Origin of the sequence: Streptomyces sp. NBC_01445, assembly GCF_035918235.1 — a bacterium.
GTDB lineage: Bacteria > Actinomycetota > Actinomycetes > Streptomycetales > Streptomycetaceae > Streptomyces.
Map to the genome: position 1 here is coordinate 9,668,063 of NZ_CP109485.1, position 23,063 is coordinate 9,691,125.

The window sequence follows — 23,063 nt, forward strand, 5'->3', positions numbered from 1 at the left end:
CGGACTGAGCAGGGTGGATCGGCCACGTGAGGCGCGCCCGCCCTTCACCCGTGGCCGGTCGGCAACTGGCTCGTCATTACTCCCCGTCGGCGAGCCAGGTGCGGGCGGCGCCCAGCAGGGCACGTACGCCCAGCTCGATCGTCGGGTCCCGGAGCGGCGCGTACTGCGGCGAGTCGGGGGGACCTCCTTGCGAACCCGCCGCTGGAGACGCTGGGCTGCCGTGCCTGAACCATCCTCCGTGCTCGGTCAGCCGGTGTGGAGGATTCGAAAGCGATCGGGTTCCGCCGGATCCCGGTCAACCACCTGGACCGACGTCCAGGCCCATTGCCACACGCTGATGCCAGGCGTGCGGGAGAACTTGATCTGCCCGCGGGTGCCTTCGACTGCAACGCGCGGCCAGGATTCGGCAATGCGCGACCGGTCCGCGCCGTGCGCACGCAGCACATCGGCGAGGACAGCGATCGTGTCGTAGCCCTCGAAGGCGACGAAGGAGGGCGCTTCGCCCAGCCGCTCACGGAGTGCCGCCTCGACTCGTGCACCGAGTGGGCTGAGGTGCTCCGGCAGGTAGCGCAGGAACGGGATCCCGGCGCCGTCGTCGCCCAGCAGCTTCGCCCATTCTGCGCACTCCGGTTGCCCCGCCGGAGCACCGATCAGCATCTCGGCGAGGCGCTGGTCGTGGCGTACGGACTTGACGATCGACACTGCCGGCTCAGGATGGCCGACCAGAAGAAGCAGGGCTGTCGCGTGATTGTCGACGAGTTCGTCGCACAGCGCCGCGGGGTCGAACTCGCGCATGTCGAGTTCGATGACGGCGCCGCCGCGTGGAGCGAGGTAATCCCGCAGAATGCGGGCCCCGGATGCCCAGTACACACTCGGCTGGGCCGCCACGGCGATGCGGCTGTGACCCGCGCCGAGGAGGAAGTCCGCGTATATCTGCCACCCGTGGGACTGCGCCGGCGCGAGGCGCGCGACCCATTCCGTAGGCTGATCGGTGAGCGCGTCGAGAACCGCTGACGAGCAGAGGTAGGGCAGGCCGAGGGCGTCGGCCCTGGCAGCGGCGGCGCGAGCGACGACGCTGTGATATCCGCCCGCCAATGCCGCCACGCCCATGCGAGCCAATTCATCCACTGCCGCCGCGGCCTTCTGCGGATCAGCGGCCGTGTCTCGGACCACCAGCTCGAGAGGCCTTCCGACGATTCCGCCGCCGTCATTGACTTCGCGAACGGCCAACTCGAGTCCAGCGAGGAGGTGTTGGCCTGCCTCGACCCAGCCGGGCGGAGTCAGCGGAACGAGAGCGCCGATCCGGACGGGTGATCCGTCGGTCTGCTCCACTCCAGGCGGTGATGCTGGCGTATTCATGAGTTGGTGCCCCCTGAGTGACGATCCAGTGGCACTTCGTCCGGATCGGATCGCAGAGTGCACGTCAGTGGCGCCGAGAGTAGCCGAGCCGAGAACGGCCGGCTTCGGCGACCCATCCGGTGCGCGACCTCCGACGCGCGCTCACCGCCCCGCGGTCCGGGCCCGGGGCGGCAAGCGTCGGTCGATGGATCCTGTCAGTGGTCGTCGCGGCCGACGATCGTCCACGGGCGCATCAGGTCGTCGTCTTCGTGCTCGAGGATGTGGCAGTGCTGGACGTACGTCGCCGGCAGCTCGGTGCCGCTTCCCGGCAGCCCGGCGATCCTTTCCGTCGGCGGGTCGAATTCATTGCTGACGATTCTGGTCACTGTTTCCGGATAGGACTTGAACGTGTCCTTGCGGGACAGTGCTTCATCCGGGTCCGGCGGAATCGGCGGACCGGTGAGATAGTTCGCCAACACCGGCTTGTCCTCCGGTTTGCGGCCACCGTCGATCCACCTTTCGTATTGGTCCTGGTAGCCGGCCGCGTCGATCGGCTGCCTGTTCAACACCTGGAAGTTGACGAGGTGGACATGCATCGGGTGGCCGTCGTGGTTGGGATTGACGTACTCCCAGATCTCGGTCGAGCCCGCCTTGATGAAGTCCTCGGACGGCTCCATGAACGGCACCGCGTTGAACGTCATGGTGCCGAATAGCTGGTGCTGGTAGAGGACCCATTCCCGCCGGCGAGTATGCGCCGTCACCTCGATGGGTGCGGCCTTCGGCAGCTCGAGCTCCATGGGCGGCGTTGTCCTGTCTCCGCCTCCGGACAACGGTTTGGTGATGCGGAATTCCATGATTTCCGAGATTTCCGGTCCGTCGCCGCCGGGGAAGTGCACGGGCGCGTTGTAGTTCGTCAGCGTGACCTTCGTGCCCATGGGCAATTTGCTGAAGTCGACGATCAGGTCGTACCGCTCGGCCGGCGAGATCAGGAAGTTCAGCATGCGCAACGGGGTGCGGAGACCGCCGTCGGTGCCGATCAGCCAGAACGGCAGGACGGGCTGAGGCAGTACGTCCTCGGGAACGTCGAACCTCAGCCGCCAGAAGCGCTCGTTCGAAGCGTTGAGAACGCGCAGCCGGTAGCGTCGTCGCTCGACCTCCAGGAAGGGGTATGCCTTCCCGTTGACGACCGGGGTGTCCTCGCCCTGCTGCAAGGTCATGGTGTAGGCGAGCGAGCCGTCCGGGTGGAAGGTCCGGTCCTGCAGGATGAGGGGGACCTCGAATTCGCCTTGCGGCAGTCCGAGCCGATCGTCGGCGGGGTCATGGATGAAGTAGAGACCGGCAAGGCCCGCGTAGACGTTGACGCTGGTCATCCCCATGCCGTGGTCGTGATACCAGAGCATGCACGAACGGTCGTGGTTGGTGTAGCCGCAGATCGCCTCGTTGGGTGCGACCCGCTTCGGGTCCAGGGTGGTGTAGGACTCGGCGTGGATGCCGTCCGGGCTGAACGACTGGAGCGGCAGGCCGTCGGACTGCGGCGCCGTGAAACCGCCGTGCTGGTGTACGACGTTCCACACGTTGACATTCTCGGGGAACGGCTGCATCGGCTTGTAGGGGGGCGGAGGGGTCGGGGTGAGCTGGGGGTCCCCCGAGCGAATCTTGTCGATCACGAACTGGAACAGGTGGGTGGTCGGCAGGTGGTTGCGCCACTTGACGAGCGTCGGGTGGTCCCTGGTCACGTTGAGGGTCGGCCCCAGGTAGCCCATGCCGATCGGCTTGCGGGGGTCGTGCGGGTTCGCGGCCCAGTAGCCCCACACCTTGGCCCGCCCGAGATCCCGGTGGAAGCGCCACCGGCCCGGCCGCATCGTGATGTCGTAGAAGTCGGCGCCCGGATAGACGGAAGGATCCGAGATGGCTGCCCTCGGGATGGGCAGCGGGTCAACGTACTTCTCCAGCTTCGGGGTGTGCGGAATCGACGGGTCCCCAGCCGCCGACCCGTGACCGTGACCGTCCGCTGCAGACGCTTGCGCTCCCGCCCCCCGTGGGAGCATGGCCGCACCACCCATGGCACCGGCCATGAGGAATCTCCGTCGCCCAACCATCGTCGTCAGCCTTTCGTCGCCTCGCGTGACGATGAATAGATACAGGGCTGGTTCGGAACGTTGCCAGAGCGCGTCGGTCCGGGCTGAGAATGCCACTCATTGAGCCGATCTCAGCAGGAATTCGGAAGGTATCGGGATTGGAATCGAATGATTACCGCCACCCTGAGCTCGTGTGCTGAGCACTCTGCTGATGCGTCATATTCGGCTGTGGGGCGGGCTGTTGGTCCGATTCGTCGCCGATTTCCTCTGCCTCAGTTGCCCACGTTGTGACCCATTCGATGCTGCTGCCCTTTCGGGATACCGGCGGAACGCGATACCTCGGGCATGCCGGCGTCCATGTGTCCGTGCCGGGAGCCTGCCGCGGAGATGAGTGCTCAGCGCCGACAGCCTCCGGCTGCTCGACCGCGAGATGCCCGATGGCGCATGCCTCCAGGGTGGCATCGGCGATCCCGTCCGCGAGCTCCCGCGCGTGGTCGAGAGGGGTGGCGGTGTCGAGGGAGCAGCCGACGACGAGAGTGGGGGCGGTGATGCGGGCCAGGCCGGATCGCAGGTGGTAGACGGCGAATGCGTCGCAGCAGGCCGCGTAGCCGACCGGATCGCTTTCGGCGAGGTCCCGCAACAGAGCCCGCCCGAGAGGGGTTTCGGCGGTCTTCGGATAGCCGAACCAGCGGCCCGGGCCGGTCTCCACCACGGGCCCGCCCCGTCGCGCCGCACCAGAGCGGCACGCTCCTGCCAAGGCCCCGATGGCCCGAAGTGGGCGGAGGCGCAGACCAGCCCCAGCGAGGCGACACGTTCCGGGTGCCCCGGAAGGTCCCAGCGGAGGAGCGGTGCGACTGCACGAGAGTGGCCAGTTGTGGACTCCACACAGACCATGCTGGGTCGACGACTGCCGTGGGCGGCAATGGAGTTCATCGGATTGCTGGTGTAGCTCTTGGGCCCACCGAAGCCGAGGGACGAGCTCGGGTTGGCATCCAGGACATCCGGTGGAATGTTCTCTGCCGACGCTGAGAAGTCTGCCACCGTGTGTACGCAGCAACGCCGAACGAGCAGGAGGGGCCGCTCCATGTCCGCGCCGCAGAACGCAGCACATCCCGCAGGACTTCCGCCAGCCCGACCCGATGGCCGGTCCGAGAAGCGCGGCGCGCCGCCGGAGCAACAGCGCCAGGTGGAAGCGGAGTTGGTGCAAACAGTCCTGGCCTCGTTCCGTGACACCCCGGACCCGCGCCTCAAGGAGCTGATGCAGGCACTGGTCAGGCACCTGCACGGGTTCATCCGTGAGGTACGTCTGACCGAGGCGGAGTGGCAGCAGGCCGTCGACTTCCTCACCGCGGCCGGGCACATCACCACTGACCGGCGTCAGGAGTTCGTGCTCCTGTCAGACGTGCTCGGGGCCTCCATGCAGACCATCAACGTCAATCATGACGCCGCCGGGCACGCAACCGAAGCGACAGTGGTCGGACCGTTCTTCGTGGACGGCTCCCCGGAGATTCCCATCGGCGGCGACCTGGCGGGGGGAGCCCGAGGAGAGCCCTGCTGGGTCGAGGGCACCGTCACCGACACCGACGGAAACCCGGTCGTCGGAGCCCGGCTCGACGTATGGGAAGCCGACGAGGACGGCCTCTACGACGTGCAGTACGGGCCGGAGCACACGGCGGGCCGGGGGCATCTCTTCACCGATGACCAGGGACGTTACGCGTTCTGGGGACTCACCCCCACCCCGTACCCGATCCCGCACGACGGGCCGGTCGGTGAACTCCTGGAGAAGACCGGACGCTCCCCGCTGCGCGCCTCCCATCTGCACTTCAAGGCGACCGCCCCCGACCACCGCGCCGTGATCACTCACATCTTCGTCGAAGGCGACCAACTCCTCACGCAGGACGCTGTGTTCGGCGTCAAGGGCTCCCTCGTCAAGGGGTTCAACCGGCAGGCACCCGACACACCGGCCCCCGACGGCCGTACCCTCACCGACCTGAGCTGGACCCGCGTCCGCTTCGACATAGTGCTGCGGCGCGCGTGACGCGACCGTCGGAGCAGGAATCGGAGCAGGAACCCGCGCAGGAATCGGAGCGAAAAGGAGAACGACCCATGCGATTCGAGCACGAGACGCTGCCGCAGCGCGTCCACTTCGCCTCCGGCGACGCACGCGCGGCCGTGCGCACCGAGGTCGAACGGCTGGGCGGCGCCCGCGTGATGGTCATCGCGACGGTCCGCGAAGCCGAACGGGCCAAGTCCGTCACCGCCGACGTCCCGGTGGTCGTGCACCACGACGACGTGGCGATGCACGTCCCATTCGGCACGGCCGAACGGGCCCGGGTGGCAGCGGCTCGGCACGATGCGGACGTGCTGATCTGCGTCGGCGGTGGCTCTACGACCGGCCTGGCCAAGGCCGTCGCGCTCACGACGGGGCTGCCGATCGTGGCCGTCCCGACCACGTACGCGGGGTCGGAGGCGACCAGCGTCTGGGGCCTCACCGAGGGTGGCCACAAGACGACCGGCGTGGACGCCCGCGTCCTGCCGCGCGCGATCGTCTACGACGCGATGCTCACCCTCACTCTCCCCGTGCCGATGAGTGTCGCATCGGGCCTCAACGCCCTTGCCCACTGCGTCGATTCGATGTGGGCACCACGCACCGACCCGGTCGACCAGGCAATGGCCGGTGAGGGCATCCGCGCGCTCGCTGCCGGACTGCCCGCAGTCGTCGCCGATCCCTCCGGCAGTGAGGGCCGCGAGCAGATGCTGTACGGGGCGTACCTGTCGGCGGTCGCATTCTCGTCGGCGGGGTCGGGCCTGCACCACAAGATCTGCCATGTACTCGGCGGCCGCTACGACCTGCCGCACGCCCAGACGCACGCCGTCGTCCTGCCGTACGTGCTCGCCTTCAACGCTCCCGCCGCGCCGCACGCCGAGCGCAGGATCGCGGAGGCGTTCGGCACGGGATCGGCGCTCGACGGACTGCAGCGGCTGCGCCGGGCGGTGGACGCGCCGACCGCGCTACTTGACTACGGCCTCGCCGAGCCGGACATCGACGACGCGGTGCCGGCGATCCTGGAGGCGGCCCCGGCGAACAATCCGCGTCCGGTCACGGCCGACGGCGTACGAGGGTTGCTGCGGGCGGCGTGGGAGGGCGCGGATCCGGCGACGGGTGCGTGGACTTGGTCAGGACATACAGGCGCCCCTGAGTGACCGTGAGTCTCCGGCCCCCGAATTGGGATGGGACACTTCGATCAAGAAATACCGTAATGAGCTAGTCTGTCCGCATTGTTGACTTGGTCGGTGGCTGGCAGAGCGCTGAGCGTGAGAGGCGGTCACCCATGGTGATCCATGTCCTGGTCGCCGACGACAGCGAGATTGTCCGCCGGGGACTGGGCGACATTCTTTCCTCCGCAGACGACATCCACGTGGTGGACCAGGCATGGGACGGACGCAGTGCCGTCGACGCAGCGCGCCGCCTTCGCCCTGACGTGGCGCTTCTCGACATTCGGATGCCGGGCATGGACGGCATCGCCGCCACCCGCGAGCTGCAGGCGCTCCCCGATCCGCCCCGGGTTCTCATCCTCACCATGTTCGCGGAAGACGAGTACGTGGATGAAGCGGTCAGCGCGGGAGCCAGCGGCTTTCTGCTCAAAGACACGCCCCCCGAAGAGTTGCTGCGGTCGGTGCGCCTCGTGGCCGCCGGTAAATCCACCCTCGATCCCTCGGTCACGGGGCGCGTCATGGAGCAGCTCGCCCAGCACGCGATTCGGCTGACGACTGATGAACAGCAGGCCCTCGACTCGTTGACCGCCCGCGAGCGGGAGATCCTCGGCCTCATCGGACGAGGCATGACCAACGCGGGCATCGGCAAGGAACTCCACGCCAGCGAAGGGACCGTGAAGAACCAAGTGAGCCGCCTCCTGGCGAAGATCGGGGCGGACAACCGGGTCCAGGCGGCCCGCCTGGCGTACCGGGCGGGAATGGAACGCTGAACACCAGGTCCGGTCGGGCGGCGTGGAGGGAGAAAGGCCCCTTGCGCTGGATCGCGTGGAACGATGCGACGCCGTCGTCCCTGCGGCGTCTGGACGCGTCGGTGGCAGCGGCTGCCGCACTCGTAGGGTTCGGAAACAGCTGGGTCAAGCCCTCGAACGGTCTCCTCACGGGGGCTCCCACCGTGACGGTCGCGGTGCTCTCCGGAGCCGTCGGACTCCTGCTGTGGTGGAGACGCACGCGGACCGTCATGGTCGGGTGGCTCGTCGTACTCTGCCACCTCCTCCTCTTCACCCCCACGGCCTTGGCCGTCGCGCTGTACACGGTGGGATCCACGTACCCGAACCGATGGAGGCTGCTCGCCTGGTTCGCCGTCCTGGGTTGCCTGTCGGACGCGGGCGCCCTGTGGCTCGGCGGAGCGTGGGACTTCCGGGGAGCCACGTACTCGCTGGCGCTGGTCGTCGGACCGCTGGTCGTCGGTTACGCCGTCGCCCTCCGCCGTGACCTGGCCACGGCCGCCCAGACCGAACTCGCCACGAGGGAGCGCGAGCACGTGCTGCTGGTCGAGCAGGCGCGGGTCAACGAACGGAGCCGGATTGCCCGGGACATGCACGACGTGGTGGCGCACCGGGTCGGGCACATCGTGCTGCTGGCCGCCGCACTGCGGGTGGGCCCCGGGGTGGCGAACCCCAAGGTCGCGGACGACGCGGAACAGATCCGGCACGAGGGGCGTCGTGCCCTTGAGGAGCTGCGCGCGATTCTCGGAGTGCTCACGCCCGACCGTGCCGGTCGGCCCGCACCGCGCGCCCTACGAGTGGACGCCGGCGACCTCGACGACCTGGTGCGCAGCCGAGCGCCCTCTCCAAGCGCGGGTGGACCTGCGTGAACAGGCCGCGCAGCCGGTTGGAGAGCCGGTTGCCTCCGAGACGAGGTTGTCGTCGAAGCCGACGAGCATCTCCAGCTCGGCGATGGTCTCGCCGTTGAGTTCGAGCGAGTTCGCCTTGTTCTGCGATCCCAGCTTCGAGTTCAACTGCGCGCGAACTCAAGGAGGTCGGCGTTGAACTGTTCGGCGAACTTGGGCACCATCGCGAGACCGTGCGGGGCGCCGGGGTAGACCTTGTAGATCGAGTCCTTGACGAGCTTCGAGCTCTTGTCGCCGGAGGCCACGATGGGCACGATCTGGTCGTCGTCGCCGTGCACGATCAGCGTGGGCACGTCGATCTTCTTGAGGTCCTCGGTGGTGTCCGTCTCGGAGAACGCCTTGACGCAGTCGTAGGCGGCTTTGATCCCGACGGTCATGCCCCAAAGCCAGAACTCGTCGCGGGTGCCTTGCGTGACGGTCGAGTCGTCGCGGTTGGCTCCGTAGAACGAGCCGCTGAGGTCTTGGTAGAACTGAGAGCGATCCGTCTTCACACCCTCGCGGATTCCGTCGAAGAGCTCGAGAGGCTGGCCCTCGGGGTTGGCGTCCGTCTTGAGCATGAGCGGGGGGATCGCTCCGACCAGGACGGCCTTGGCGACGCGGCCGGTGCCGTGCCGGCCGATGTAGCGGGTGACCTCGCCGCCGCCGGTGGAGTGGCCGACCAGGATGACGTCGTGGAGGTCCTCGGCCTCGATGACCGCGGCCAGGTCGTCGGCGTACGTGTCGAGGTCGTTGCCCTCCCAGGGCTGGCCGGAGCGTCCGCCACCGCGCCGGTCGTGGGCGATGGCACGGAAGCCGTTGTCCGCCATCACCTTCATCTGGGGATCCCAGGCATCGGCGTTCAGCGGCCAGCCGTGGGAGAAGACAACGGGCTGGCCCGATCCCCAGTCCTTGTAGAAGATCTGCGTGCCGTCCTTGGCAGTGGCGAAGGGCATGTGTGTTCCTCTCGAAACTCGTCCAGAACTCCACGGGTCACGCGAGCTCAGTGCCCGAGCCGGGCTTTTTGCAACGCCACGAACCAGCTTCGGACGTACACGGGGGCCAACGGAGAGGGTGGCGGCGAAAAGACCGGAATGGGCATTTTGTCGACGTCACTCTAGCTGAGGGGCACCATTTCGGCGCGTCGAGAAATCCTCATCGAGAAGGTGGTGTCGATGGCCGGCGTGAAAGCGCCGCCCTCGAGCCGGGTGCAGGTGAACTCGACTGCACCTGCGCGCCGTTGAGGGGAGCTCGTGACGGGAAAGAGACGGGAAACTCGGTCCTCCACCGAATGGCATCACGTGGGCTCTTGCGGCCGGGGACCAGAATCAGAGTCTGCGGCCATTCAGTGCGTCGCGACGATGGCATGCACCCCAAATGCGATGATTTGCCCCAGTCAAGGCTGGTCGTAGTGTTTGGAGCGCCGACCCGTTCGCGCATCGCAAGGGGCCCTCTTGCGGTTACCGTCAGTGACGTCTTCTCTGGAATTCTTCGTCATCATGGAGTGAAGGCAGTGTTCGGAATCCGGGATCGAATGAACTCTCCTTCCGTACAGGGCGCCCGGACGACATCCCGTACTACCTGGTTCTCCAGGAGGGCGCCGCGATCGACATCGCCGACGGCTTCGCCCAGGCATCGGACACCATCGGATTGGAACCGGCAATGCGATGGGCTGCATGACCAACACGGCCAGCTGTCACACGCCGATGGTGATCACGGCTGGTCAGCAGGCGCGGCGCTATGTGCATGGCGGAGGATGGATGGAACAGCCGGGACCCGCACAAGGTGTCCTTGGCGTATGCAGAGGACTCGCGTTGGCGAAATCGCAGCGAGTTTGTCACGGGACGCGAGGAGATTGTCGAGTTTCTGACCCGTAAGTGGGAAAAGGAGCTCGAGTATCGGCTCATCAAGGAGCTCTGGGCATTCGGTGGCGATCGCATCGCGGTGCGGTTCGCTTATGAATCACGTGACACCGATGGAAACTGGTTCCGATCCTACGGAAATGAGAACTGGGAGTTCAATCCGGACGGGCTCATGGCCGTGCGGCATGCCTCGATCAACGATGTACCCATTACGGAGGCCGACCGCAAATATCTCTGGCCGCTCGGGCGACGACCCGATGGACATCCCGGACTCAGTGAGCTGGGGCTGTCAACTACCCGGTCGTGAAACGACCGGGCTTGCTGCTCGAGTCATCACTGGCTGTGATGGGGTCGGCTGCGTCCAGTTCTCACGCGATGAGGGTGAGTTCAGGGGCCGTTGACTGAGCCCCGCAGACCCACGCCATCCAGCCACGTTGGTGGATGTTGTGGGACGCGTTGTGGTCTGCGTGATCAACGAAGCCGCAGACCCGGCACGAGAAGACGGCCTGGGAGGGCCTGTTTGCGCGTTCGGTGTGATGGCACTGGGAGCATTCCTGGCTGGTGTAGGCCGGGTCGACGTGCACGACCGGCGCTCCGGCCTTCTTCGCTTTGTAGGCGATGAACGAGCCGAGTTGCGCGAAGGGCCAGGAGTGGATCTTGACGCGTTGGGGCTTTCTCAGCCGTGCCCGCTCGCGGATGCCCGTGAGTGTCTCCAGGGCGATCCCGCGACCGGTGCGTTCAGCCTCCGCCACGATCCGCTTCGAAATCTTGTGGTTGATGTCCTTGTTCCGCCGGGCTTCCTTGCCCGCATGCTTCTTCGCCCGCCGCTTGGCGGACTTGGTGTTCTTCTTCTGCAGCTTGGACCGCAGCTTCCGGTCACTCTCGCGCTTGCGGTTGATCCGACGCCCGCAGTGGCGCTCGCCGTCGGAGGTGGCGGCGATGTTCACGATCCCCAGGTCGACGCCGAGGAACCCGGCCGGATGCGTGTTCAGATCCCCCTCGGGGATCTCGCAGGTCGCGATCAGGAACCATTTCCCGTCCTGGCACACCAGGTCGGACTCACCCTTGCGGTGCGCGGCCAGGACCTCCAGCTTCCCGGCCTGCCCGGTGTACGCCACGCCCTTGAGCCGGCCCGCGGTGGTCCAGATGGACACCGTGCGTGCCTGGTGCTGCCAGGACAGCATCCGGTCGTCGTAGGGCTGCGCCGCTTGGGGCCGGAAGACCACCGGCTTGCCCGAGGCGCGAGTGTGCCGCCTGGTCCCGGGCCGCCCGTAACGACCGTTACGCAGGTTCACCTTCAAGGTGGCGTAGGCGTCACAGGTCTTCTTGATCGCGTGCTGGGCGGCCTGCGCGCCAAGCCCCCACCTGACCCGGATCTCGGCATAGGCGTGCTTGCGGAGCTCCAGCGGACGTCGCGCGTTTTCCTCGAATGCAACCCCGGCCGCCCAGGTCGCCGCTTGATTGCAGGCGTGCAGGGTCGCCTCAAGTGCCGCCGCCTGTACGGGCGTCGGCAGCAGCTTCACCCGCACCACCAGCTTCACGATCAGCGAACCTATACACCTGGACGAAGACCCACCACACGTTCGCCCCACCTCACCCGAACGAGCGACACCCACCCCGACCCTCCCCGCGCACACCGCCGAAAAATCCCGGCTCCGCCTGAACGCCTCCCGGCAGCTCCGCGGCCGTGATGGCCTGCGGCACGTCACGGCGACGCTCCGCGTCACACCCCGTGGATGCGATTCCTCCCGAGCGTAAACGCCCAGGGCTCCTCGCAAGAATCCGCTGAAGAAGAGCAGGCCCAAGCACACGGCGAACCATGGGAAACAACACCCGGTCCTGGGCTCGGTGAGGGGCTTGAATGCCTTCCAGGACGGCTAGGAGGATGTGGGGCCCCACGTGGGCCCCGGGGCGAACCGGAATTCCACCCGTACCACCACCCGTCGGCCGCGGTGCACGGACATGTTGACTCGCAGGGAGTAGGCCATTGCAGGTCGAGTCGAGCTGGGGGACCACCACTGACCAGTGCTGACCACGGTGCAGCGCGTAGGGGAGCGGAGGACACCTTCGACGGCCACACGCGGATCGGCTGTCACGGGGTGCGGTTGCCCACGCCGCAGAAGTTCATCACCCTGGAAGGGGGATCCACGGCCCCGGGGTTGTGGGGAAGCGGTGCCAGGAGGTGCCTAGTGTCCTGAGTCATTAATTCGTGTGCAGTATGCGGCGAGGGTGTCGATGACGTCGTCGGCCCTTTTCGTCCAGACGAACGGCTTTGGGTTCTTGTTCCACTCGTTGATCCAGCCGCGGATGTCCCGTTCGAGTTCGACGACGCTGCGGTGGGCCGAGCGGCGGAGCTTGCGGCAGGTCAGCTCGGCGAACCAGCGCTCGACGAGGTTGAGCCAGGACGCCGAGGTAGGCGTGAAGTGCAGGTGGAAGCGAGGGTGACGCAGCAGCCACTTCTTGACCGGCTCGGTCTTGTGGGTGGCGTAGTTGTCCAGGACCAGGTGAAGTTCGAGGTCCTTGGGGACAGCGGCGTCGATGACCTTCAGGAAGCGGAGGAACTCCTGGTGACGGTGGCGGCGGTAATGCTGGGCGATGACCGAGCCGGAGGCGATGTCCAGGGCCGCGAACAGACTGGTTGTGCCGTGCCGGACGTAGTCGTGGGTCATCTTCGCCGGCGTGGTCGGCGCCATCGGCAGCACGGGCTGGGTTCGGTCCAGGGCCTGTATCTGCGACTTCTCGTCCACAGCCAGGACCAGGGCGTTCTCCGGCGGCGACAGGTAAATACCCACCACGTCACGGACCTTGGTCACGAACTGCGGGTCGGTCGAGAGCTTCCACGTCTCCACGATGTGCGGCTTGAGGCCGAACGCCCGCCAGATCCGCGAGACAGCCGACTGCGACATGCCCGCCGCCTCGGCCATCGAACGCGTCGACCAGTGCGAATCACCCTTCGGCGGCACCTGGTCGAGGGTCCTGGCGACCAGGGCTTCGACCTGCTCGTCCGTGATCTTCCGCGGCGCCCCCGCGCGTGGTCGGTCCACCAGACCCTCCAGCCGGTCCGTGGCGAACCGGGCCCGCCACTTACGTACGGTCTCCCGCGAGACACCCAGGTCCTCCGCGACCCGCGCGTTCGACAGGCCTTCAGCGCACGCCAGCACGATCCTCGACCGGAGTACCAGCGCCTGCGACGCGGTCTGCTTGCGCAACCAGCCGCGTAGCACCCGGCGTTCGTGATCGGACAGCTCCAGCGACAACGGCTTCGGACCCGGCATCGCTCCACCCTACAACCGCAAGCGAACTAACGACTCAAGACACTAGCGTGGCTCACGACAGTTCATTCACCGTGGACGAGAACGGAATAGTCGTCGGCTGGCACCATGAATCAGACCACATCTCACCTGCCTCGGCCCGCGAGATAGTCGGCCAGCCTGTGGGGCTGCTTCTTGGTCGTCTCCTCGATCAGTTCGGCGAATCCCACGTGGGCAACCCAGTGGCATTGCAGCTCCACGCTGAGCGGGAGGGCTCAAATACCGTCATTTCCATTCGAGACGCTGTCTGCGGAAGCCCCATATCGGGGGTCGAAGCCGTCTTCGAAACCGCAGCGTTCGAGCAGTCTGCGGCAGGCCTCGAGGCCTATGACACCAATTTGCACGTCTTGCGAAGCAACTCTTCCGCCCTCGCTATGCGCGGCCTCCCGGCCGACCGCGTTCTGGCACACCCGGTTGCAGACCTCGGCTCGCGTCTACCCCTCACACACCTTCTTGGGCGGGTCCTGAGCGGCAGCGAACCGGCAGTTCACGAGACTGTCCATGGCCACGACGGGCGCGGAGGCCAGCAGATCTTCTCTGTCACCGCGTTCAAGCTGCAAGAGGAGCTGCGGACCATCGGTGTCGGCGCCGTGATCCACGACGTCACGGGCCAGGAACGCGCTCAGTCCGCGGTACATCTGCTCGCTCGGGCTGAAACGGAGATCGGAACGACGCTCGACGCCATGCGCACGTCTCGTGACTTGGCTTCGGTCGCGACTCACGATTTCGCTGACGCCACTTCGGTGGACCTCGTCGATGCGGTCCTGCAAGGAGACGAGGCACCCGCGCCGCCACTATCCACCGACGTACCACTACGGCGAGCCGCTTTCGAATCAACAGGCGACACGCACGCCCTTTACCCGGTGGGAGAGACGAGTCAATTCGTCTCTCCCAGCCCGTACATGCAGGTGCTGACAGACCTTACGCCGCGGCTACTGGACCCGAAAACCTCAATGTCGGACTGGTTGATGCACGATGCCGCTCGTGCGGGCGCACTGCGGGATGCCGGCATCCATTCGATGATCATTGTTCCCTTGTCCTTCCACGGGCGTGTGTTGGGGCTGGTCAGTTTCTACCGTGGGCGACAGAATTCCGTTGCTTTCGATACATCCGATGTGGCGTTGGCGAAACAGCTGAGCGCGAAAGCGTCGGCCCACCTGGAGAACGCGCGCTGCTACACGAGGGAGCGCAACACCGCTGTCACGCTGCAGCGCAGTCTGCTGCCGCGGTCCTTCCCCGATCTTTCCGCGGTGAATACGGCGCACTTCTACACGCCTGGGGCCCGGCAGACCGTTTGGTTCGACGTCATCGAGCTCTCTGGGGCGCGGGTCGGGCTCGTTATCGGGCAGGTTTCCCGGCAAGGCCTGAATGAATCCGCCACCATGGGCCGCTTCCGCACCGCTGTGGGCACGCTTGCTGCCCTTGATCTCCCTCCAGATGAACTGCTGGTGCATCTCGACGACGCTGCCCGCTACATCCTCCCCGACCCTGCCGGCCCCCAGGCACTCTCGGGCTCCCTGCGATGCCAGTACGCCATCTACGATTCCGTGACCGGCGAACTCGCCATCGCCGCCGCCGGGTGGCCGCCGCCTTTGCTGACCTCCCCGGCCGGCAGCGTCACTGAAGTGGACCTGCCGGTCGGCCCGCCCCTGGGGCAGGGGGCAAGTTACGAGTCACACCGCCAACACATCGCACCGCAGAGCACGCTGACGTTTTACTCCCCCTCGCTGCTGGGCCCGGGGCCCCGCTCAGAAGAACGTATTACCGAGCTACGGCAGGCTGTCGCCCACACTGATGACGGCCCGAAAGCCACCTGCGACAGCATCGTCGAGCGCCTGATGGGCCAACGTGCCGATGACGGCACCGCCATCCTCGTCGCGCAGACGCATCGCCTTCCCGACAGCTGTATTGCTACCTGGACAGTAAGTCGGGATTCCAGTGCGGTCTCTGCGTGCAGGCGACGGACCAGTCGCCAACTCAGGGACTGGGGCCTGGACTCGCTCGCCTTCACCACGGAGTTGGTCGTCAGCGAACTAGTGACCAACGTGATCAGGCATACCAGCGGTATTCCTACTGTGCGCCTCATACGCGACCGCACGTTGACGGTCGAGGTCTCCGATGAAGCCGCAACATCGCCGCATTTGCGTCATGCCCGGGCCCAAGATGAGGACGGGCGCGGCCTGTTGATCGTCGCCTCTCTTGCCCAGCGCTGGGGAACCCGCTACAGGTCGAACGGGAAAATCATCTGGGTTGAAGAATCGCTTGACAAAGGCACGTAGAGTGCGAGCGCTTCCTGCGAACGGGTAAAGCCCTTCGTGTCGGCGATTTATCGGGGGACGTGCAGTTGGCTCATCTCGGGTTGCCTTCGCTGGGGGCCTCGGCCTCGACTTGGCGCCGCTGCTCCCAATACCGGCTGGTCGCACCGATGGCGGAGCTGCACATCCACGGAGCAGAACCCGCACTGACCGGTCGCTGCCCCGGATGCGGTGCCATCGCCCTGCGGCTCGTGCGTCAGCCTGAACACGTTTGGCTGCAACTCGGCATCCTACAGGCGGCGTTCCGCTTCGACTCGCCACGCTGACGGCTCCGGGAACAGTTGTGCCGGCGCTGGTCGGCGTGCGCCGCTGCTCCGATGTCCAGACGTATCTGATTGCGTTGTGGCAAAGAAAGCGGTCGTGGCGGCCGGCCGTTGAGTGACCCCCAGGACGTTCGCCTGGCTTTCCGGCAGGCAGGCGGCGAACACGGGGTGCACCTTGTCAAGCCTGCGGTACAGGTCCGTCCCGCTCGTAGTGCCGGTCTGGCAGCGCACTTCGCCAGTAGCCGTGGCGAGGGCGCTGGGGAAGCAGGCGGACAGGGACACTCCGCTCTCGCCGATGTCGACACCAGGGACTTCACGTCGGTTGCCTGCGGCAACTGAGCTGATGACGGCACCGCCGTACGAGTGGCCTGCCAGGACGATAGGCCACCCCAGAGTCCGCCGACGAGTGGGCGCAGGTCGCACACAACGCCAAGTAGAGGCCCTGGGAACCAGAGGTAAGTCCCATGTCCTGGCAAGATGTGCGGCATGGAACGTGTGCTTGGTATCGGTGGGTATTTCATGCGGGCCGACGACCCGGCGGCCCTGAGCGCGTGGTATCGCGACTGCCTGGGCCTGGACGCCGATGAGCACGGCCTGTGGCGTCAGGGAGCCGGGCAGACAGTGTTCGCGACGTTCGAGTCCGAGACCGACTACTTCGGGTCCCGCGCCCAGCAGACCATGCTCAACTTCCGGGTCCGCGACCTGGACGCGATGCTCGCGCAGTTGCGCGCCAAGGGCGCGGACGTGGCCGAGGAAACGCAGGACATGGAGGGTGTCGGTCGATTCGGCTGGGTCACCGATCCTGAGGGCAATCGGGTCGAGCTGTGGCAGCCCGCCTGACCACGTCGTCACGCGGGCGGTGACGGAATGTTCTCACGGCCGCCGGGGGCGTGGTGGGGCACTACGTGACCGGGCCGGCGGCGTCCACCGGTGCCGAGGTGACGGCGGTCAGCGCCACCGCGGAACGCGGAGCCACGCTGTTGCGGCTCGGCGCCGCCGAGTTGGGCGCCTCGGTGGAGCCCAGACCCGGCCGCCCTGGTCCGCCTGGTCGCCGCCGGCCGGCTCCACCCCGAGGTCGGCACCGTGGGCGACTGGGGCCGCACTGCTGAGGTCATCGCTGACCTGCGCGGCCGGAAGGTCCGCGGCAACGCGGGTCTGACCGTTGCCTGACGAACCGCCAGTCTTCTGAACGAGGCTCTGATCACGAGGTGCCATCCTGATCGAGAGGCCGACTGGGGGAGAACCTGTAGGCCCTCACACGTCGGACCACTGGTATCCCTCGGCGTAGTTGTGCCAACCCCGGAAGAACCATCCGGCCAGATCGCTGATTCGTTCAATGCAGGCTTCGTAGTAGGCCGCGGGGGTCGGTCTGGGAAAGTTCGGATGTGAGGTCCAGACCGGTACCCACGTCGCGATCTCATAGAACCCTTCGGCCAGCCATCGATCGAGCTTCTCGCTGCCCTGGGAGCGCTCGCAGGCGGTCCGCATCGCCCGCTCGAGACGGCTGAAGGCAGTCCGATCCCACTCCAGATCCCCACGCAACCGCAGCAGGAAGCTTCCTTCCTCCGCCTCGAACTCCCGCCTCAGAACCTCGATGACCTCGTCCACGAACGAGATTATGACCGCACGGTTCCGGCCGTTGCCGCAGTTGCCGCTTCCTGACCAGGGGCGGCCGGCGGTTCCGCGATACCGATGAGGTTTCGCCATGACTTCGCGCGCTCAGGCGCGGATCGTCGCCAGTACCTCGTCTCGCAGGGCGCGCATCGCCGACTCGGTCGGGGCTTCGACGTTGAGTCGCAGCAGCGGCTCCGTGTTCGAGGGGCGGACGTTGAACCACCAGTCGGTTCCGCTGACGGTCAGGCCGTCGAGGTCGTCGAGCGTCACGTCCGGGTGGGTGCTCCATGCCGCGCGCACCGCCGCGGTCCGCGCGCTCGGGTCGCCAATGGCGGAGTTGATCTCACCAGAGGCGGCGTAGCGCTCGAAGCTGCTGGTCAGGTCGGACAGCGGGGTGCTCTGCGTGCCCAGGGCGGCGAGGACGTGGAGGGCCGCGAGCATGCCGGTGTCGGCGTTCCAGAAGTCGCGGAAGTAGTAGTGGGCGGAGTGCTCGCCGCCGAAGACGGCGCCCGCGCGGGCCATTTCCCGCTTGATGAAGGAGTGGCCGACGCGGGTGCGGACCGGTGTGCCGCCCGCCTCGCGGATCGCCTCCGGCACCGTGCGGGAGGTGATGAGGTTGTGGATGACGGTGGCCCCGGGGTGCCGCGCCAGTTCCCGCGAGGCGACCAGCGCGGTGACAGCGGAGGGTGAGACCGGGTCGCCGTTCTCGTCGACGACGAAGCAGCGGTCCGCGTCGCCGTCGAAGGCGATACCGATGTCGGCGCCCTCGGCGCGCACGCGTGCCTGCAGGTCGACGATGTTGGCGGGGTCCAGCGGATTGGCCTCGTGGTTGGGGAACGTACCGTCCAGCTCGAAGTACATCGGGACGATGTCCAGCGGCAGACCGGCGAGGACCGTCGGCACGGTGTGCCCGCCCATGCCGTTGCCGGCGTCGACCACGACCTTGAGCGGGCGGATCGCCGACAGGTCCACGAGAGAGCGCAGGTACGTCGCGTAGTCGGCGAGCGTGTCCCTGGTGGTGACGGCGCCCGTCCGGTTGGCCGTCGCCGGGGCGCCGTTGTCCGTCCACTCTTCGACCAAGGTGCGGATCTCGGCGAGGCCCGTGTCCTGGCCGACCGGTTCGGCGCCGGCGCGGCACAGCTTGATGCCGTTGTACTGGGCCGGGTTGTGCGAGGCCGTGAACATCGCGCCGGGGAGGCCGAGAGAGCCGGACGCGTAGTACAGCTGGTCCGTCGAGCAGAGGCCGATCTCGGTGACGTCGGCGCCCTGGGCGGTCGCGCCGCGGGCGAAGGCGCGGGCCAGGCCGGGGGACGAGGGACGCATGTCATGGCCCGTCACGATCGCGTCCGCGCCGGTGACCTGGACGAACGCGGCGCCGAAGAGCTCGGCCGTCGCCTCGCCCCACTGGTCGGGGACCACGCCTCGCACGTCGTACGCCTTGACGAGTCCTGACAGGTCGGTGCGGTGCGTCGCGTCAGTCGCGCGTGTCATCGGTGTCGCTTTCGGCGAGTTGGGCGGGGGCGGTCGGATCGAGAAGCCACAGCGCGGTGTCGGCCGGCAACGTGTCGCCGTCGAGCGGTCCGCTGCCGAGCGTCGCCCGGCCGGGCAGACCAAGTGAGGAGAGGCGCAGGGGCTCGGCGCCCAGGTTGACGAGGCAGACCAGCGCGCCGCGGCGGAAGGCGAGGTACGGGGCGTCGGGTGCGGACAGCCAGGTCGGCGGGGCCGTCGGGTCCGGTGCCGGATGGGTGCGGCGGATCCGCAGTGCCGCCCGGTACAGGGCGAGCGTTGAGTCGGGGTCCCGCTGCTGCGCGGCGACAGTCAGGCCCGACCAGTCGTCCGGCTGAGGCAGCCAGGTGCGGTCGGGCGCCACGGTGCTGAATCCGTACGGTGCGTGCCCACCCGCCCATGGCAGCGGCACACGCGCGCCGTCACGGCCGCGCTCCGTGCGACCCGAGCGTTCCCACAGCGGGTCGAGGATGCGGTCGATGGGCACGTCGGCCTGCGGCAGTCCCAGCTCCTCGCCCTGAAAGAGGTACGCGGAGCCGGGCAGGGCCAGCATCAGCAGCGCGGCCGCACGGGCGCGCGCCAGGGAGCCGTACCGGGTGACCGGGCGGACCGCGTCGTGGCTGGAGAGCAGCCAGGTGACCGCGCTGCCCGGCACGGCGAACGAGCCGTCGACGACCCGGCGCAGCTCCGCTGCCTCCCAAGGCGCCTCCAGGAAGGCGAAGTTGAAGGCCTGGTGCATCTCGTCGGGCCGGATGTAGCGGCTGAGGCGGGCCGGTTCGAAGACGGCGGACTCGGCGACCATCACCCGGTCCTGGGGTGCCACCGCGCCGGCGGGGGCGGGATGGGTGTCCAGCAGGGCCCGCCATTCGCGGTAGAGCGGGTGCAGCTCCTCCTGGTCGTAGTACGGCATCAGGTGGTTGCGCAGCGGGTCGGTGTGCTGGCCGGGGCCCGCGTCGGGCAGCCCTTCCGCCTTGAACAGGGCGTGGGCGACGTCCACGCGGAAGCCGTCCACGCCGCGGTCGAGCCAGTGCCGCAGTACCTCGGTGAAGGCGCTCTGCACCTTGGGGTTGCGCCAGTTGAGGTCGGGCTGCTCGGCGGCGTGGAGGTGGCAGTACCACTCGCCGTCCGCGACCCGGGTCCAGGCGGGGCCGCCGAACGCCGACTGCCAGTCGTTGGGCGGCAGTTCGCCGTCCGCGCCCCGGCCGGGTCGGAACAGGTACATCTCCCGCTCCGTCGAACCGGGCCCCGCGGCCAGAGCCTCCTGGAACCAGGGGTGCTGGTCGGAGGTGTGGTTCGGCACCAGGTCGATGATGAATTTGAGGCCCAACTCATGTGCACGGAAAATCAGTTGGGCGGCGTCGTCGTCCGTTCCCAGGTCCGATGCCACGCCGGTGTAATCCGCGATGTCGTAGCCGCCGTCGGCCAGCGGCGACGGGTAGAACGGGGTGCACCACACGGCGTCCGCGCCCAGATCCTTGATGTGCTCAAGGCGTTCTGTCAGGCCCGGCAGGTCACCGATCCCGTCGCCGTCCGAGTCGGCGAAGGCGCGCGGGTAGACCTCGTAGCAGACCATGTCCTGCCACCAGCTCATGCGGAGGCTCCCTCGGAGACGGCCAGGTCGGGGGAGGGGACAGGCTGTTCGGTACCGGTGGAGGCGGCCAGGGTGGCCGCCTCGGCGACGGCGACCGCGGCGAATCCGCTGACGGCGTCCGCGACCGGCGGCGTGTCCTCACGGAAGGCCCGGACCAGATCGGCCATCGCGGCACGCACGCTCTGCGCGTACACGTACGGCTTGCGTGCCTCGCCGCCCAGGTCGAGGACGGCGGTGACGTGGTGCGGGACCGTGCGCTGTTCGCCGCGCCCTCGGGCCGGGGCGGCGGAGCCGGCGTCACGCTCGACGCGGACGGTGATCCGCTCCTCGCCGTGCGGCCGGAAGCCGTCGACGGACACCAACTCGCCCAGCTCGTCAGGTAGTTGCTCCCAGCGGCGGGCACCCGCCTCGTCGGTCCACGCCGATATCTCGGCCCGCACGGGGATCCAGCCGTTGATCCGCGTCTCGGCGAACCCGTGGTCCAGACGCATGAGTTGACGCTCGGCACGGTGGGCGTGCGTGAAGGAGTGCAGGTGGGAGGCGAGGACGCCGCCGGGGTGGACGACGTCGGCGCTCACCATGTCGACCGGGCCTCCGGGCCGGGCCACGGCGGTCGCCCGCACGCTGACCGGGTCCGAGCCCAGGAGTGCGCGGGCGGCGTCGAAGAAGTGGACGCCGTGCTCGACGAAGATGCCGCCGCTGTGTGCCGGGTCCCAGAACCAGTGGTCGGGGCCCAGGTCCTCGTCGGAGGCGTCGTTCTCGAACAGGAACCGGCGCGGGGGCGCGAGCAGCCCCCGCTCTGTCAGGTGTCGCACGGCCCGCAGCAGCGGGTTGTAGCGCAGCACGTGGTCCACGACCAGGACGCGCCCGGCGAGCCGCGCCTCGTGGGCGACCGCCGAGGCGTCCTCGGTCGTGGTGGCGAGAGGCTTCTCGCAGAAGACATGGCGCCCCGCACGCAGCGCGGTGATGGCCATCGCGGCATGGGTGGCTGGCGGCGTGGCGATCAGCACGGCCGCCACGTCGTCCCGTTCGAGGAGCTCGTCGAGGGAAGCGAGCGCCGGGACGCCGTGCCGCGTGCCGAGCCGCTCGGCGCGTTCGCGCGAGGGGTCGGCGACGGCCGCGAGGTGCAGGCCGGGCAGGTCCGCGACGGCGTCCAGGACGAACTCGGCGAACCCGCCGCAGCCGACCAGGCCGACTCCGAGAGGTGCGAGGGCGCCGCCGGTCATGCCGTGCGCTCCAGGAGGGCGACTCCGATGTGCGCGTCGGCCATGCCGTAGAAGACGTAGAGCCGGCCGTCGATCTCTTCGACGGCCGTCGGGAAGACGACGTTCGGGACCGTGCCCGAGATCTCCTCCTCGGTCTCCGGGGCCATGAGCGGCTCGTCGGAGCGTGCGAGCACCTTCGACGGGTCGGCCGGGTCGAGGATCATCGCGCCGGCGGCGTACGACACCTTCTGGTTCTGCGCCCACGGGTCCTCGATCGATCCGGAGACACCGTGGTGGATGAGCAGCCAGCCCTCGGGCACGCGGATGGGGGCCGGGCCGCCGCCGATCTTCAGCGACTCCCACGGGAACTCGGACAGGGCCAGCAGACGGTGGTCACGCGGGCGGGTCAGGGCGCGGATGTCGGCCTCGACCTCGGCGACCGGCACGTACGAGATCCAGATGCCGGGACGCTCGTCGGTGACACCGGCGGGCAGGTGCACGCCCTCGCCCGGACGGAACCAGCCCAGGTCCCACATCGGACGGTGCAGCATGGCGTACGCCATCTCGCCGTCCGGGCCCGGGACGGGCTCGGGGAAGTGAACGACGTCCTTGTTCGGGAAGAGGTTGAGGTCGGTGTCCAGGTCTGCCTGGTACTGGAACTGGACCGGCCCGAGTCGGGTCCAGTCGGTGAGGTTCTCGGAGACGGCGAGCGCCGGCTTCGGGCCGAGCGGGCCGTAGGCGACGTAACTCATGACGTGCTTGCCGAGCGAGGGGACCCAGGTGATGCGGGGGTCCTCGACGCCGGCGTTGTTCTTGCCGCGCTCCCAGCCCTCGTCGGGGGAGAGGACGACGCCGCGGCGCTCGACGGCGCTGGGCACGCCCGTCTCGTCGAAGGTGACCTCGGCGAGGCCGACGCGGGAGACATTGCCCTCGGCGACCAGGCGCGGCAGCAGGTGCAGCGTGCCGTCCGGGGTGCGGCCGGAGGCGGGGTTCAGGACGCCCTCGACCTCGTTCGCCTCACCGGCCAGGGGGGACATGACCACGCCCTTGCGCACCATGCGGTAGGGGATGTCGGTGGCGACGGTGGTGTTGCTCATG

19 protein-coding genes and 1 pseudogene are annotated in these 23,063 nt (G+C 67.9%); 8 read left to right on the forward strand and 12 right to left on the reverse strand.

Annotated elements, in window-relative coordinates:
- Positions 1-246: 246 nt before the first annotated feature.
- The 3 genes from OG574_RS44190 to OG574_RS44200 form a co-directional block, all read right to left on the reverse strand.
- On the reverse strand, positions 247-1,359 hold the full coding sequence (locus tag OG574_RS44190; protein WP_326777850.1) for an ABC transporter substrate-binding protein: 1,113 nt from the start codon (positions 1,357-1,359) through the stop codon (positions 247-249).
- Between the two features lie 194 nt (positions 1,360-1,553).
- On the reverse strand, positions 1,554-3,413 hold the full coding sequence (locus OG574_RS44195) for a multicopper oxidase family protein (RefSeq protein ID WP_326777851.1): 1,860 nt from the start codon (positions 3,411-3,413) through the stop codon (positions 1,554-1,556).
- 175 nt (positions 3,414-3,588) lie between these two features.
- Positions 3,589-4,128, reverse strand: a complete 540-nt coding sequence (locus OG574_RS44200) for a hypothetical protein (RefSeq protein ID WP_326777852.1) — start codon at positions 4,126-4,128, stop codon at positions 3,589-3,591.
- Positions 4,129-4,614: 486 nt separating this feature from the next.
- On the opposite strand from OG574_RS44200, the gene OG574_RS44205 reads away from it, so the two are divergent.
- From OG574_RS44205 to OG574_RS44220, 4 genes are all read left to right on the forward strand, one after another.
- A complete protein-coding gene (locus tag OG574_RS44205) occupies positions 4,615-5,454 on the forward strand; it encodes a dioxygenase family protein (protein ID WP_442816894.1) in 840 nt (279 codons plus the stop codon).
- 68 nt (positions 5,455-5,522) lie between these two features.
- Positions 5,523-6,620, forward strand: coding sequence for a maleylacetate reductase (locus tag OG574_RS44210; protein WP_326777853.1), 1,098 nt, complete (start codon positions 5,523-5,525; stop codon positions 6,618-6,620).
- 128 nt (positions 6,621-6,748) lie between these two features.
- Positions 6,749-7,402 (forward strand): response regulator transcription factor, encoded by a 654-nt coding sequence (locus OG574_RS44215; protein ID WP_326777854.1) that lies wholly within the window; start codon positions 6,749-6,751, stop codon positions 7,400-7,402.
- Positions 7,403-7,650: 248 nt separating this feature from the next.
- Positions 7,651-8,286: a sensor histidine kinase gene (locus tag OG574_RS44220; protein WP_442816952.1), complete on the forward strand. Its 636-nt coding sequence runs from the start codon at positions 7,651-7,653 to the stop codon at positions 8,284-8,286.
- Here OG574_RS44220 and OG574_RS52885 read toward each other — a convergent pair.
- Positions 8,249-8,376, reverse strand: a pseudogene (locus OG574_RS52885) (IS110 family transposase); the annotation flags it as partial. The gene OG574_RS44220 and the pseudogene OG574_RS52885 overlap by 38 nt on opposite strands.
- A 50-nt stretch (positions 8,377-8,426) precedes the next feature.
- Positions 8,427-9,254 carry an alpha/beta fold hydrolase gene (locus tag OG574_RS44225; protein ID WP_326777856.1) on the reverse strand — a complete coding sequence of 276 codons (828 nt, stop codon included), beginning with the start codon at positions 9,252-9,254 and terminating at the stop codon, positions 8,427-8,429.
- Positions 9,255-10,044: 790 nt separating this feature from the next.
- On the opposite strand from OG574_RS44225, the gene OG574_RS44230 reads away from it, so the two are divergent.
- Positions 10,045-10,467 carry a nuclear transport factor 2 family protein gene (locus OG574_RS44230; RefSeq protein WP_326777857.1) on the forward strand — a complete coding sequence of 141 codons (423 nt, stop codon included), beginning with the start codon at positions 10,045-10,047 and terminating at the stop codon, positions 10,465-10,467.
- A gap of 61 nt (positions 10,468-10,528) precedes the next feature.
- On the opposite strand, the gene OG574_RS44235 is transcribed toward OG574_RS44230, so the two are convergent.
- Positions 10,529-11,701 carry an RNA-guided endonuclease InsQ/TnpB family protein gene (locus OG574_RS44235; RefSeq protein WP_326777858.1) on the reverse strand — a complete coding sequence of 391 codons (1,173 nt, stop codon included), beginning with the start codon at positions 11,699-11,701 and terminating at the stop codon, positions 10,529-10,531.
- A 645-nt stretch (positions 11,702-12,346) separates the two neighbouring features.
- Positions 12,347-13,435 (reverse strand): IS630 family transposase, encoded by a 1,089-nt coding sequence (locus tag OG574_RS44240; protein WP_326777859.1) that lies wholly within the window; start codon positions 13,433-13,435, stop codon positions 12,347-12,349.
- A 71-nt stretch (positions 13,436-13,506) separates the two neighbouring features.
- Here OG574_RS44240 and OG574_RS44245 point away from each other — a divergent pair, with 71 nt between their 5' ends.
- The 3 genes from OG574_RS44245 (at position 13,507) to OG574_RS44255 (ending at position 16,889) form a co-directional block, all read left to right on the forward strand.
- Positions 13,507-15,750: a SpoIIE family protein phosphatase gene (locus tag OG574_RS44245; protein ID WP_326777860.1), complete on the forward strand. Its 2,244-nt coding sequence runs from the start codon at positions 13,507-13,509 to the stop codon at positions 15,748-15,750.
- A gap of 59 nt (positions 15,751-15,809) precedes the next feature.
- Positions 15,810-16,052 carry a DUF6510 family protein gene (locus OG574_RS44250; protein ID WP_326777861.1) on the forward strand — a complete coding sequence of 81 codons (243 nt, stop codon included), beginning with the start codon at positions 15,810-15,812 and terminating at the stop codon, positions 16,050-16,052.
- Positions 16,053-16,535: 483 nt separating this feature from the next.
- Positions 16,536-16,889 (forward strand): VOC family protein, encoded by a 354-nt coding sequence (locus OG574_RS44255; protein WP_326777862.1) that lies wholly within the window; start codon positions 16,536-16,538, stop codon positions 16,887-16,889.
- Positions 16,890-17,303: 414 nt separating this feature from the next.
- Here the strand turns inward: OG574_RS44255 and OG574_RS44260 are convergent, their stop codons facing one another.
- The 5 genes from OG574_RS44260 to OG574_RS44280 all read right to left on the reverse strand — a co-directional run bounded on the left by OG574_RS44260 (position 17,304) and on the right by OG574_RS44280 (position 23,062).
- Positions 17,304-17,657: a hypothetical protein gene (locus OG574_RS44260; RefSeq protein WP_326777863.1), complete on the reverse strand. Its 354-nt coding sequence runs from the start codon at positions 17,655-17,657 to the stop codon at positions 17,304-17,306.
- A gap of 111 nt (positions 17,658-17,768) precedes the next feature.
- On the reverse strand, positions 17,769-19,154 hold the full coding sequence (locus tag OG574_RS44265) for a phosphomannomutase/phosphoglucomutase (protein ID WP_326777864.1): 1,386 nt from the start codon (positions 19,152-19,154) through the stop codon (positions 17,769-17,771).
- Entirely contained in the window at positions 19,138-20,760 is a 1,623-nt protein-coding gene (locus OG574_RS44270; protein ID WP_326777865.1) for a glycoside hydrolase family 13 protein, read from the reverse strand. The genes OG574_RS44265 and OG574_RS44270 overlap by 17 nt, the downstream gene beginning before the upstream one ends.
- Positions 20,757-21,986, reverse strand: coding sequence for a Gfo/Idh/MocA family protein (locus tag OG574_RS44275; protein WP_326777866.1), 1,230 nt, complete (start codon positions 21,984-21,986; stop codon positions 20,757-20,759). Before OG574_RS44275 ends, OG574_RS44270 begins: the two co-directional genes overlap by 4 nt.
- Positions 21,983-23,062 carry a glycoside hydrolase family 130 protein gene (locus OG574_RS44280; RefSeq protein WP_326777867.1) on the reverse strand — a complete coding sequence of 360 codons (1,080 nt, stop codon included), beginning with the start codon at positions 23,060-23,062 and terminating at the stop codon, positions 21,983-21,985. The genes OG574_RS44275 and OG574_RS44280 overlap by 4 nt, the downstream gene beginning before the upstream one ends.
- Position 23,063: the final 1 nt, after the last annotated feature.